A 12145-nucleotide genomic window follows, 5' to 3' on the forward strand; every position below is an offset into this window, starting at 1 on the left:
GCCGGCTCGATACCGGTCGAACACTCTAATGCGGCGTACACACCGCGCCAGCCGGTCGAGAGGCCGGGGAAACGGTTTTTACGCTGTGGGACGAACTCACGCACGGACGTGAACACCCCCCGTGGGTGCGTCGTCGTCCTCGTCGTCTTCATCAAGGCTTCCGTGGCCGCGTCCTCGCGCGGCCATGCTGTTCCGACGCATCGTTAGGCGTCGCCCTCGTACACGTCGGCCATTTCCGACAGCAGCTCGTCGTAGCTCATGCTGTCGTAGGGCTTGAGCGCCTCAAGACGGCGCTTAGTTGACTGCTTCAATCCGACTGTCGTTCGGACAGACTCCGTTGCTGCCATATGATTACATAAGAGACCATGTTTAAGTGTTAAGAGCGATAACGGAACGTATGGTTAGCAAAGAGCGAGAGAAGGGCCGCCCGCTGACTGATAGTATATTCGGCCGACTTCGGGAGGTTGGTCACGCACCGACCGACGGCACGAATCCACAGTACCGGTACAAGATCCGCGAGCGCGTGAAGGGGGTTTTAGACCAGATCGGCCACGTCGGAGTCCATCTACCCCAAGACGACGTGGAGAGTATTTTCACCGACGTATACTCACAAGACACCGACGTAATCCACGAGCACGACGGCACGCGGGTGGAGAGTGAGGTTGTGGAGAATCTCGACGACGTTATCCAATTCCGTAAAAGGACGGTCGGAGGTCTTAGCCTGTTCCTCCGCGGAATAATGGAAATGCCCAGTTTGAATAAAACCACGCCGCTGGAAGTCGAAAACGAGTTCGGAACCGATTCGAGGCACTTCGATGAGAGTGTCGATCTTGGCCCGTGGTCTGAGCCGGATATCAACCTCGAACTCGAAGATATGATCGCCGAGGCCGTCGAAGTGGCCGCCGAAAAGCGGGGTGAGAAAGTCACCACGTGTGAAATCAATATCAAGACGGAACCAAAGACCGACATCGAGGATATAAAAGAACGATTCCACGCCGGTGCGCGCCTCTCATACGAGGAAACCCTTCGCCTCCACCACGAAACGGACATAAGCGGTAAAGAGATCCAAGAACGACAGCAAGATCGCATACAGGAAAAGGCCGAAGATTAGTGCCGCCTCACACGTTCAGTTTGTAAATCTCTTCTCGATAGATCTTCTCGATATCCTCAAAGTATGTGTGGATGTACTCGTCGATCGCGCCGCGGTCCTCGATCGTCGACGATCCCGCGGTGTCGCCGCGCATATACTTGATCTTCTCGCGGTTCAGGTCCTTCTCCACGCGCCAGTAGGTCGTGAAGTAGTGCCGCCCGAAGTGTGAAGTCACGGCGCGGTGTTCGTCCGTCTCGGCGTACTTCGGGTGGAACGCCGCCTTCCAGACTTTGTTGATATCGTTCTTCCGGAGCTGTGCGCGCGCGTTCTTGGAGAGGAATAGCCACGGCTCGCCGGTGTCCGGACGGATCAACAGGTATCGGACCAGCGCCGCCCGAAGTTCGTCGTCGAGCGGGAGCAACCGCGGCCGTTGCGACTTGTTTCCGTCGCGATCGTGCGGGATATAGATCGCGTTCTCCCGACCCTGTAGTTTGGTGGAACTCCCGAGTTCGTCGTAGTGGTCCTGTAGGTCCGGGTGCTTGATGTGGAGTTCGCTCAGTTTGATGTTACACACTTCCGTCGCTCGCAGCCCGAGCTTCAACTGAATAAGCACAAGCGCGCGGTCCCGGATGTGGGTGATATCACGGAGTTCGTCGCGGAGTTCCGCCACGGTCAGCCGCGGGGGTTCCTTCGGTTTCTCCCCTTGGAGGTTCACCGCGTCTTTCGCTAAGTCGAACGGGTTGTAATCGGTCGGGTGGGGAAAGGCGGCGTCGTCTTGCCAATACTTGTAGGCGTTGTTCAGGTACATGAGCCGGTTTTTGATCGTCGACGCCGCGTTCTCACGCTCCGTACTCAGGTACTCGATGAACCCCTTCACGTGGTCCTCGTTCGGGCACGCCGGGTGCCGATCCACGCGACTCATGTAGGTGCGCCACTCCCGAAACGATCGGTGGTACTCCCCGATCGTGGCGTCGGCGAGGTCCTTGGTCGCGAGCCGTTCGTCCGCGTACACGCCGAACGGATCGATATCGGTCGTCTCGAAGGTGTCGGCGAACTCCGCGAGCGGATCGAGGTTTCGGTTGAACGCCTGTGCGAGTTCCTGCCGTGCGTCGGTATCAGTCATTTGCTTTCTCGATTTTCCGTGTCCAGATCGTGTACGCGCTACTCTCGGTGTCGGCCGCGGCCATGTGGAACGGGTTGTAACTGTGCCGGTGGTCGGTATGCCACATGAGCCACGCGTAGAACCCCTCGATAACGTTCCAGTGCTGGTACGCCCGATCGCGGGAGAACTGGTCTAACAGCCAGCCCGACCACGTCTCCACGTCGCTCGGGCGGGCGAGCGCGTGGTGCCGCCCGCGGTCGGCGGTGTGTTCTTTCCACCGACGGGCGAAGAGCGCCCAATCTTCACCCATCCGGTCGGATAGGTCGACCGTCGCGCGGTACTCTCCCCACACGTCGCGGTCGGTGTACGCGCTCGAAAAGCGTTCTAAGCGACGCCGCTCGGGAACGTCCGACAGGTCCTTGAACACACCCAGCCGGTCGCGAGGCGTCCGTGCGCTCGCCATTATGAATCCTCCACGGGATAGCACGCTTCGCCGTCGACGGTCACGGCGACGCCTTCGAGCGCGTCGAGGTGCGCGTCCAAGCGCTCGGGGATCGTGTCGGCCAACTCTTGGCCGATCTCCCCGATCGTCGCGCCGGGGTTATCCTCCACGTACTGTTTGATCTTCTCGCGTTCGCTCCGGTGAAGTTGCGTTTCGAGTTCCTCCACGCGGCCGCGGGTGTGTTCCAGCTCGGCTTTCAGGTCGTTCCGTTGCTCGCGGAGTTCCTGAGCCGATTCGTCCGGCTCGATCGAGGCGTCGAACTTCTTGCGCCCCGCTTCAACCATCGCCTGTATCCATTCGGACACAGACATATCCATGTCGGCGGCGTCGGCCTTCCACTGTTCGTACTGGTCGACAGTGGGGTAGGTCATGGCCGCCTGTGTTTCGGTGTCGCCCATTTCCCTACGCACACGTTCTCATGTGAGTACTAATAGATTAGCACTTTACACCGGTCACGGCGTGATCGGGACCACCCACGCCGAGGACGTCGAGGCGCTCGTCAACCGCGTGATCGAGCGGGGCCTTCCCCCGTACCTCCTGCGCGAGATCGATCTCGTCGTCTTCCCCCGGCAGATCGGCGGCGAGCGGTATGTCTCGCGGGCGGTCGAACTGCTCTCGGCCGACGAGTACGAGGCGCTCGACTCGGAGGCGAAACGGAGCCCGACCGGGAACCCGAAACACGGCGGTGCGGGCGTCGTCGACAAGGGCGGAGAAGCGGTGTACTACAACACGCTCGCGTGGCGAGATGCCGACGGCGAGTTTCGCTTTCCGGGCGCGCCCGGAACGGATTCCAAGCCCCGCGAGGGACGGACGCTCCACGCGCTCGCCCGGCTCGCGAACCACACCGACCGCGAGGTCGACGCCGTCGAGGCCGAGTTCGCCTCCAAGCGACGCTACGTCGAGTATCTCGTTCGGGAGGGAATCGACGACGCCGACGACCTGTTCGAGTTCCTCGCCGACCTCAGGACCGACGAGGCGGCGACGGTCGAGCGCGCGGCGCGCACGATGAGCGAGCGAGAGGACGGTCCGGACCCGCGTAACGAGCCCGCGAGCCGAGAGAGGGATCCGTGAGGAGCGATCCGACCCGTGACGCCGACGACGCGTCCGGCGGGACCGTGAGCGCGCTCGACGCCGCGGCGGGCGACGGGTTCCTGCGGTCCGGGCGGTTCTCGGTCGTCGACCGGGTGCTGTACGCGCTGTTCGCGCGGCACGCCGGCGACCGACGACACGACGCCGACCGGAAGCGGTATCGAGGGACCGCGCTCGACACTGGATTCGAGACGTATCTCTCTCGGATGTACGGGCTCTCGTGGCTCGTCTACGTCGTCGTTGCCGTGCCAACCCTCATCGTCGCCCTCGGAGCGCTCCCGAGCCTGCTCGCGGCGGCCGCGGTCCGAGCCGCCGGCGCGTTCCCGGTACCGCTTTCATCGATGCCGCCCGAGCGGGTCGCCGTCGCCGTCGCGGTCGCCGTCGGGCTCCTCGCGAAGCGGGCGACGGTGCGGCTCGGCGGGCTCCACCTCCGGTGGCTGACGGCGACCCGCCGGACCGACATCGAGCGAACGCTTCCCGCCGCAGTCCGGTACCTCGAACTGCTGGCCTCGGGCAGCGACGGGCCCCGATCGATGGTCGCGAAGACCGCCGCGAGCGACGCGTACGGCGGGACCGCGACCTCGCTGCGGAAGGCGCTCAACGCGGCGCGGCTCGCCGGGAGCCTCGACGAGGGGCTTCGGCGCGTCGCCCGCGACACCCCGTCGAGGGAGCTGCTCGCGCCGTTCCTCCTGAAGTTCCGCAAGCACGCGGCGACCGGCGACGCGGCGCTCGCGGAATACCTCCGGACGGAGAGCCGGATGCTCGCCCACCGACAGGACCGCGCTCGCAAGCGCGCCCGGCGATTCCTGGAGCTGCTCACGGAGCTGTTCGTCGCGGTGTTGGTGTTGCCGGCGCTGATCGTGATCGCGGCGACGGCGCTCACCGTCGTGATCCCCGAGTTCCTCCCGCCGGTCGACACGCCGGTCGGGGTCGTGCCGACCCGGGCTGTCGTCCTCTACGGTTCCGTCGCCTTCCTCGTCGCGCTCGGTCTCGCGGGCGCGGTCGCCGTCGGGACGCTCCGCCCGCCGAATCAACGCGCGAGCTACGAGCTGTCGGGGTCTCCACGCGAGATCCTCGGCTCCGTTGGGCACAACCCGACGAGCGCCGCGGTCGTCGCCGCGCCGCCCGCGCTCCTCCTCGCCGCGGGGCTCGCGCTCGCGGGGTACACCCTCGTCAACGTGATACTGCTCGCGTACGCGGCGTTCGCGGTGCCGGTCGGTGCCGTGGCCGGCAGGCGGACCCGGATCGACGACGCGAAGGACCGCGAGCTGGCGGACTTCGTCCACGCCGTCTCCGGCCACGTCGCGCACGGCCGCCCGTTCCCGGACGCGGTGGCGGCCGTCTCCCGGGACGTCGACCTCGGGGTGCTCGACGACGACGTCGCGGACCTCGCGTTCGCGCTCCGGTCGACGACCGCGACCGGGGGGTCGCGGTCGGGGTCCAAGGGGGGCGAGGACAGCGAGGCCACCGACGTCCGTGCGGCCGCGATCGACCGGTTCGTCGAGCGCGTCGGGACCCCGCTCGCGGAGGGGACGCTCGGGCTGGTCACCGGGGCGCTGAACGCCGGCAGCGACGCCGACGCCGTGTTCGAAACCCTCCGGATCGAGGTGGGACAGCTGTACAGCGAGCAGCGGGCGCTCCGGTCGTCGATGCACCCGTACGTCGCGGTCGGCTGGGCGGCGGCCGCGCTCGTCGCCGGCGTCGTCGCCGTCGTCAACACGCAGGTGATCGACGCCGCCCGGCTCGCGGAGCTCGCCGCGCGGACCGATCTCGTGACCGAGCCGGAGTCGGTCCACCCCGACCTCGAACGCTTCCGACTGTACGTCGTCACGCAGGCGACGATGCTCGCCTCGGGGTGGTTCGCCGGCACCGCCTCGCGCGGGCGGTACGAGGCCCTGTTGCACTCCGGACTCCTCGTTGCGCTCTGTTACGCGGTGTTCTCGCTGGGCGGACTGCTTTGACACCGTTGTCTTCGGGTCGTGGCCCAAGCCGACCCCGCACAGCGATCCCCGTCAGCTCATGAAGAGTCGCCTGTCGGCCCGCTCATGAGACATTCCCATCACGTCCGCCAGCGGCGCGAACGAGCACATCGCGTCGAGTTCGGCGTCGTGGTACCGGTCGCAGACCTCCTCGATCACCGGGAACAGCTCCGCGAGCTGCGATTGGATCGCGGTGTGTCCGAACCGACCGAGCCGCTGGGCGGCCGCGAGCAGCCCGGCCACCGACGCGTAGGCGCTCACCAGCGCCGCCTCTCGAACGCCGATCCCGGCCCGTTGACAGACGACGCCGAGCGCGACCGGGTAGTGGCCGTCGGTCCGCCCGTCATCGCGGGCCGCCGCGTAGTCGGCGACGACCCCCTCGACCGCGATCCCGGCGATCGGTCTGTCGGCGTCTTCCCCCGACGGTTTCCCGTCGACGCCGGCGACCGGTCCATCGACCGATCCGCCGTCCGCCTCGGCGAGGAGGTCCAACAGCTTCCCGCCGGCCTTCGTCGAGCTGTCGCGGAACTCCGCCGGAAGCGTCGTCGCGCCAAGCCGCTCGTCGGCCGCCAGCACGCCGTCGAGGTCGCCGGCCGCGGCCGACCGGTGGGCGTGGCCCAGCGCGACGACCTCGGCGGGGCCGATCACCCCCCTGAGGTAGCCAGCGACGAGATCGCCCAACTGACCGGCCGTTTCGATCTCTCCCTCGTTGATGTACTGTTCGACCCCGTAGGACGCGGTGTACGTGCCGACGGGCAGCATCGAATCCGAGAGCCGCATGGCCGTGAGGAACGCGTCCGCGTTCATCCGGACCCCTCCGAATCCGACGAGGGATCGCCGCCGTGATCGACGTGGTCGGCGTCGCCGTCGCGGCCGTGGTCGGCGTCGCGGCCGTGGTCGGCGTCGCGGTAGGTGGCGTGATCGCGGTCGTGGTCAGCACCGTGACCGTGGTCAGCGCCGTGACTGTGGTCAGGTCCGTGACCGTGGCCAGCGCCGTGACTGTGATCGTGCCCGGTGGCGGAACTGTCACTGTGCTCGTGGCCGTGCTCGGAGCCGTCTCCGTCGCCGCGGTCGCCGCTTCCCTCGATGAAGCGCTCGGCCTCGACGGTCTCGTACCGCGTCGTCGCCTCGGCCGGGAGGTACAGACCGAGCACGTCCTCGATGATGGACCGATCGGCTTCGACGGGAACGTAGACGGTGCCGTCCTCGACCGCGACGTCCCAGTGTTGGTTGCCGATCCGGTGTCCGAGTTCTACCGCCGTCGACACCGCCGCCTCGGCGGCCGGGAACTCGACCACGAACGCCTCGCGCGACTCGAATGAGACGACGACGGCGCGGTCGTCCTCGATAAGGAGCACGTCGCCGGCGGCGAGCTCGGGGCGATCGACGAGCACGCCGAGTTCCGTCCCCGCCTCGGTCGTCACCCGGAGCCGCGACCGCCGCCGCTCGGTGTCGTCGAGGACGATCCGTTCGAGCGTCCCGTCCCGCTCGTGGCTCGCGACCGCCTCGGCGAGGTCGGGGTCCGCGTCGACGTTGCCGACGATGCCGTCGACGCGTCTCATCGGCCGCGTCCCTCCAACGGCGCGCCGACGCCGAGCAGCGCCTCGCGCGCCTCGTCCCACGCCGCCTCGACGGCGGCGGTCACGTCGGCGCTCCGGTCTCCGAGGACACGAACCGCGACGCCGCCCCCGTCCCGGAGCACCGACGCCCCGGCTGTGACCTCGCGACCGGCCTCGGCGCACTCGGTAGTGTCGCGGCAATCGGCAATCTCGCGGCTGTTTTTGGCGCTCTCGGCGCTCTCTCCGCTCTCGGCGACCCCACCGCCACCGCCGCGAGCGACCCGGTCGTGGAGCCGATCGGCGAGCGCTCCGACGTCCGCCGCGTTCGGGGCGAAGACGTACAGCGTCCCGACGACGCCGTACTCGCCGACCGTCGCCGGTCCCCGGGGATCGCGCTCGTCGGGACGGAGGTCGACGGCGTCGGCGCAGACGAGCGACCCGTCGATCCGCGCCTCCAGTCGGCTGTGGTAGTGGTCGAAGCCGAACGGCTCGTGGTCCGAGAGCCCGTCCGACACGAACACGTCGCCGACGACGACCGTCGCGTCCGAAGCCATCGACACCATCGTCGTCTGGAGGCACCGGGCGTCCTCGTTGACGATCGTCGGTCCGGGGAGATATTCGAGATGCGCTCCCGACTCCGCGACGAGCGTCGCGTCGAGGTGGGCGTAGCTGGCGTTCATCGATTGGACCTTCGTCGCGCTCTGGGTGGTCACGTGCGTGCGCGAACCGGCGCGAGCCTCGACCGAGAGGCGTCGGCGGTCGCCCTGGGTGACGACAGCGGTCGGGTCCTGCAGGCAAATCGTCGTCAGTCCCGGCGCGGGGTCGGTGTCGAGGGTGCCGGTCAGGTGGTAGGGAACCGTCACGAAGTCCGACAGCAGCCGAGTGGGGTTGTCGCCCTCGCGGGCGACCACGAGATCGGCGACCCCGTCTTTGCCGTGTCCGAACGCCGGGGCCTGCCGGAGTTCCTGCTCGCCGTACTCGCGGAACGCGGGCGGGACGGCGACCCCGTCCTCATCGACCCCATCGTCGTCGGCGTCGGCGGTGTCGTCCGCGTCGGCGGTGTCGTCGGCGTCGGCGGTGTCGTCCGCGTCGGCGAGAGTATCGGCGCTCACGCGAACAGGACGCTCCGTTCGATCGAGTCGACGACGGCGTCGACCCCGTCTTCGGTCTTGCAGTTCGTGAAGAGGGTCGGGTCGTCGCCGCGGACCGCCGATGCGTCCTCCCGCATCACGTCGAGGTCGGCGTCGACGTGCGGCGCGAGGTCCGTCTTGTTGACGACGAGGAGGTCCGCCTGCGTGACGCCGGGACCGCGCTTGCGCGGGATGTCGTCCCCCTCCGCGACCGAGATGACGAACATGAAGTAGTCGGCGAGCTCCGGATTGAAGGTCGCGGCGAGGTTGTCGCCGCCCGACTCGATCAGGACCACGTCGAGCTCCGGGTGTCGCTCGGTGAATTCGTCAATCTTCGCGAGGTTCATCGAGGGGTCCTCCCGGATCCCCGTGTGCGGGCAGGCCCCGGTCTCGACGCCCGCGACCAGGTCCGGCGGGAGCCGGTCGGCGAACGACTCGCGGAGGCGGTCGGCGTCCGCCTGCGTCATGATGTCGTTGGCGATGACGCCGACGTCGTAGCCCGCGTCGTCGAGCCGCGGCACGAGCCGCTGCACGAGCGCGGTCTTCCCCGATCCGACGGGCCCGCCGAGGCCGACCGTGGCGACGTCCCTGTGTCCCGTCATTCCGGACCTCCGCCGTCGTTCAGCTGCTCCCGGCTGTCGCTACGGATCGGGTCGTGAACCGTCACGAGCTTGGTGCCGTCCGGGAAGGTCGGTTCGACCTGGACCACGTCGACCAGCTCGGGGACGCCCTCCATCACGTCCTCTCTGGACAGGAGACCCGTCGCCTCCGCGCGGATCGCCGCGACGCGTTCCCCCTCACGGGCGCGTTCGCAGACCCAGTCGGAGATGTACGCGACCGTCTCGGGGTGATTGAGTTCGATACCGCGTTCCTTTCGCCGTCTGGCCAGCTCCGCTGCCATGAATATCGTCAACCGCTCTTCGTCTTTCGGTGAGAGTTTCATAGGGTGTACCGTTGGGTGAGTGGGATCTCCTCGGCCGGTTCGCAGGTGACCGGTTCGCCGTCGATCGACACCTCGAACGTCTGCGCGTCGATGTCGATGTCGTCCGGTCGGTGGTCGTTGTGTAGCATGTCCGATTTGCCGACGTCGCGGGTCCCCTCGATCGGGCGGACCGGCGTGTCGAGGCCGTACGCCTCGCCGACGTCGTTCTCGTAGGCCGCCCGGCTGACGAAGGTCGTGCTCACCGCGTGTTTCGCGCCGCCCATCGCGCCGGCCCGCGACCGCTGTTTCACCGGCTCGCAGGTCATCAGCGAGCCGTTGGCCTCGCCCATCTCGCTGTGGACCGGGAACCCGCCCTTGATCACGAACGCCGGTTTGATGCCGAAGAACTCCGGCTCCCACAGGACGATGTCGGCCATCTTTCCCGGTTCGAGCGAACCGATGTGGTCGTCTATCCCCGCCACTTTCGCCGGGTTGAGCGTGTACTTCGCGACGTATCGCCGGATGCGGGCGTTGTCGGCTTCGGTCCCCTCGTCGGCCGGTAGCGGCCCGCGCTGGGCCTTCATCTTGTGGGCGGTCTGCCACGTCCGACAGATGACCTCGGCCATCCGCCCCATCGCCTGGGAGTCGGAAGTCATCATGCTGATCGCGCCGGTGTCGTGGAGGACGTCCTCGGCGGCGATCGTCTCGGCGCGGATTCGCGACTCCGCGAAGGCGACGTCCTCCGGTACGTCGGGGTTGAGGTGGTGACAGACCATCACCATGTCGAGATGTTCGTCGAAGGTGTTCGTCGTGTACGGCATCGACGGGTTCGTCGACGACGGCAGCATGTGCTCGTGCCCGATCAGTTCGAGCACGTCGGGCGCGTGACCGCCGCCCGCCCCCTCGATGTGGAACGTGTGGATCGTCCGGCCGTCGACGGCGTCGAAGGTGTCCTCGACGAAGCCGGACTCGTTCAGCGTGTCGGTGTGGATACACACCTGCACGTCCTCCTCGTCGGCGACGTTGAGCGCGGCGTCGATGACCGCGGGCGTCGACCCCCAGTCCTCGTGGAGCTTCAGCCCGGCCGCGCCGGCCTCGATCTGTTCACGGAGGGGCTCCGGACTGCTGCTGTTCCCCTTCGCGTAGAAGCCGACGTTCATCGGCCACTCCTCCGCGGCCTGGAGGAACCGCTCGATGTTCTCGGGGCCGGGCGTGCAGGTGGTCGCGCCGCCGCCGAAGCCGCCGCCGAACATCGTCGTGATCCCGCTCGCGAGGGCGTGTTCGAACAGCTCCGTGCTGTTGAAGTGGACGTGGATGTCGAACGCGCCCGGCGTGGCGATCAGCCCGTCGGCCGGGACGGTGTCCGTGCTCGCACCGACGACGAGGTCCTCGTCGACGCCGTCCATCGTGTCGGGGTTGCCCGCCTTCCCGACGCCGACGATCTCGCCGTTGCGGACGCCGATGTCGCCCTTTTGAATCCCGAGCACGGGATCGACGACGACCACGTTGCTGTAGACCCAGTCGAGCGCGCCGTCGGAGCGAGTCGTCCCCGGCTGCATCCCCATGCCGTCGCGCATCGTCTTCCCGCCGCCGAAGACCGCCTCGTCGCCGTAGACGGCGTGATCGGTCTCGATCTTCGCAAGGAGGTTGGTGTCGCCGAGCCGAAGGCGGTCGCCCTCGGTCGCGCCGAACAGGTCGGTGTACGCCTTCCGCGAGAGTTCGCGGCTCACCTGTCGGCCCCCAGGTATCCCGCTTCCGCCGCCCGGTCGAGCGCGCGTTCCCGGACGTCCTCGTCGTCGAGATCACCGTTCACGAGCCCGCCCATGCCGCGGACGATCCGATCGCCGCCGATGGCGACGAGGTCGACGTCCTCCGCACAGCCCGGCTCGAACCGGACCGCCGTGCCCGCCGGGATGTCGAGTCGCATGCCGTAGGCGGCCTCGCGGTCGAAATCGAGCGCCCGGTTGCACTCGAAAAAGTGGAAGTGCGACCCGACCTGCGCGGGCCGATCGCCGGTGTTCTCGACGCTGACCGACGCCGTCTCCCGCCCGGCGTTGATCTCGATCGGCTCGTCCGCCGGCAGCAGTTCGCCCGGAACGAGGTCACTCATCGCTCCGCCCACCTCCTCGTATCTGAACGAAGGTAGGTACTTGTTCGTCAATCATACTGGAGAATTCTTCGAATAATACGGGTAAAAGACTTCCTCTTAGTGTAGTTCTGTGCCGTTATGTCGACGATGTGTGGAAGATACGCAACTCGCTCGGCAACATTTTCGATCGCGTCGTCCGTTCGCTCGGATATCGTCCGCAAAACCCGGTGTTCGTTCACGTTTCGGTCCGCGACTCCGTCGTGTTCCGCGGCGAGCGATGCGCTCCGTCTCGTGTGGGGTCGCTCTCGGCGGATCGCGGTGGGGGAGCGTGGCCACGTGGTCGGATCTCGACCGGAACCCCGTCTGGACCACCGAGCGGCGGCAGTCACGACTGTCGTCGGCGACGCGACTACCGACTGACCTCGAACGGACCAATCGGGAGTTCGGGACGACGATCCTCTTCGTCGAACAGAACCTCTCGGTGATCCAGGGGCTCGCGGAGCGGTGTTACGCGATCGACCACGGAACGATCGTCGACGAGATCACCGGCGAGGCGGTCGAGGACCGGCAGCGGCTCGAAGAGTACCTTGTCGTGTGAGCGGACCGACAAGGTGACGCCGACGGCCGCTGTGCGGACCCGGTGACGAATCCGCACTCCCGCCGATCGAAGTCGTTCCGATCGA

General features: G+C 67.2%; 14 protein-coding genes and 1 pseudogene. 4 read left to right on the forward strand and 11 right to left on the reverse strand.

Going from position 1 to position 12145, the window contains the following annotated elements; translation table 11 throughout:
• Positions 1 to 203: 203 nt before the first annotated feature.
• The gene (locus ACFQEY_RS00545; RefSeq protein WP_379763712.1) at positions 204 to 347 is read right to left on the reverse strand and encodes a DUF7557 family protein; all 144 of its coding nucleotides are present in this window, start codon (positions 345 to 347) and stop codon (positions 204 to 206) included.
• Positions 348 to 397: 50 nt separating this feature from the next.
• On the opposite strand from ACFQEY_RS00545, the gene ACFQEY_RS00550 reads away from it, so the two are divergent.
• Positions 398 to 1111: a hypothetical protein gene (locus ACFQEY_RS00550; protein WP_379763715.1), complete on the forward strand. Its 714-nt coding sequence runs from the start codon at positions 398 to 400 to the stop codon at positions 1109 to 1111.
• Positions 1112 to 1118: 7 nt separating this feature from the next.
• Here ACFQEY_RS00550 and ACFQEY_RS00555 read toward each other — a convergent pair whose 3' ends face one another.
• The 3 genes from ACFQEY_RS00555 to ACFQEY_RS00565 are packed head-to-tail and all read right to left on the reverse strand — an operon-like array spanning position 1119 to position 3104.
• Positions 1119 to 2213: a tyrosine-type recombinase/integrase gene (locus ACFQEY_RS00555; protein WP_379763717.1), complete on the reverse strand. Its 1095-nt coding sequence runs from the start codon at positions 2211 to 2213 to the stop codon at positions 1119 to 1121.
• The gene (locus ACFQEY_RS00560; RefSeq protein WP_379763719.1) at positions 2206 to 2655 is read right to left on the reverse strand and encodes a hypothetical protein; all 450 of its coding nucleotides are present in this window, start codon (positions 2653 to 2655) and stop codon (positions 2206 to 2208) included. Before ACFQEY_RS00560 ends, ACFQEY_RS00555 begins: the two co-directional genes overlap by 8 nt.
• On the reverse strand, positions 2655 to 3104 hold the full coding sequence (locus tag ACFQEY_RS00565) for a hypothetical protein (protein WP_379763721.1): 450 nt from the start codon (positions 3102 to 3104) through the stop codon (positions 2655 to 2657). The genes ACFQEY_RS00560 and ACFQEY_RS00565 overlap by 1 nt, the downstream gene beginning before the upstream one ends.
• Positions 3105 to 3132: 28 nt before the next feature.
• Here ACFQEY_RS00565 and ACFQEY_RS00570 point away from each other — a divergent pair.
• Both ACFQEY_RS00570 and ACFQEY_RS00575 read left to right on the forward strand, forming a co-directional pair.
• Positions 3133 to 3765, forward strand: a pseudogene (locus ACFQEY_RS00570) (secretion system protein); the annotation flags it as partial.
• Positions 3762 to 5744 carry a type II secretion system F family protein gene (locus ACFQEY_RS00575; RefSeq protein WP_379763723.1) on the forward strand — a complete coding sequence of 661 codons (1983 nt, stop codon included), beginning with the start codon at positions 3762 to 3764 and terminating at the stop codon, positions 5742 to 5744. The pseudogene ACFQEY_RS00570 and the gene ACFQEY_RS00575, both read left to right, overlap by 4 nt.
• 51 nt (positions 5745 to 5795) lie before the next feature.
• On the opposite strand, the gene ACFQEY_RS00580 is transcribed toward ACFQEY_RS00575, so the two are convergent.
• Genes ACFQEY_RS00580 through ACFQEY_RS00610 form a run of 7 tightly spaced genes read right to left on the reverse strand, consistent with a single transcriptional unit; the run spans position 5796 to position 11483 of the window.
• A complete protein-coding gene (locus ACFQEY_RS00580; RefSeq protein ID WP_379763725.1) occupies positions 5796 to 6569 on the reverse strand; it encodes an urease accessory protein UreF in 774 nt (257 codons plus the stop codon).
• Positions 6566 to 7324, reverse strand: coding sequence for an urease accessory protein UreE (gene ureE / locus ACFQEY_RS00585; RefSeq protein WP_379763727.1), 759 nt, complete (start codon positions 7322 to 7324; stop codon positions 6566 to 6568). Before ureE ends, ACFQEY_RS00580 begins: the two co-directional genes overlap by 4 nt.
• A complete protein-coding gene (locus ACFQEY_RS00590; RefSeq protein WP_379763729.1) occupies positions 7321 to 8433 on the reverse strand; it encodes an urease accessory protein UreD in 1113 nt (370 codons plus the stop codon). Before ACFQEY_RS00590 ends, ureE begins: the two co-directional genes overlap by 4 nt.
• Complete coding sequence (ureG, locus tag ACFQEY_RS00595; protein ID WP_379763731.1) at positions 8430 to 9053, reverse strand: urease accessory protein UreG; 624 nt, start codon at positions 9051 to 9053, stop codon at positions 8430 to 8432. Before ureG ends, ACFQEY_RS00590 begins: the two co-directional genes overlap by 4 nt.
• Positions 9050 to 9394, reverse strand: coding sequence for an urease subunit gamma (locus ACFQEY_RS00600; RefSeq protein WP_379763734.1), 345 nt, complete (start codon positions 9392 to 9394; stop codon positions 9050 to 9052). Before ACFQEY_RS00600 ends, ureG begins: the two co-directional genes overlap by 4 nt.
• Entirely contained in the window at positions 9391 to 11103 is a 1713-nt protein-coding gene (gene ureC, locus ACFQEY_RS00605) for an urease subunit alpha (protein ID WP_379763737.1), read from the reverse strand. The genes ACFQEY_RS00600 and ureC overlap by 4 nt, the downstream gene beginning before the upstream one ends.
• A complete protein-coding gene (locus ACFQEY_RS00610) occupies positions 11100 to 11483 on the reverse strand; it encodes an urease subunit beta (RefSeq protein ID WP_379763739.1) in 384 nt (127 codons plus the stop codon). Before ACFQEY_RS00610 ends, ureC begins: the two co-directional genes overlap by 4 nt.
• Positions 11484 to 11790: 307 nt before the next feature.
• Between ACFQEY_RS00610 and ACFQEY_RS00615 the strand changes: the two genes are divergently transcribed.
• On the forward strand, positions 11791 to 12060 hold the full coding sequence (locus ACFQEY_RS00615; RefSeq protein WP_379763741.1) for a hypothetical protein: 270 nt from the start codon (positions 11791 to 11793) through the stop codon (positions 12058 to 12060).
• Positions 12061 to 12145: the final 85 nt, after the last annotated feature.

The sequence above is a fragment of the Halorubrum trueperi genome, assembly GCF_042662525.1.
Taxonomy (GTDB): Archaea; Halobacteriota; Halobacteria; order Halobacteriales; family Haloferacaceae; genus Halorubrum; species Halorubrum trueperi.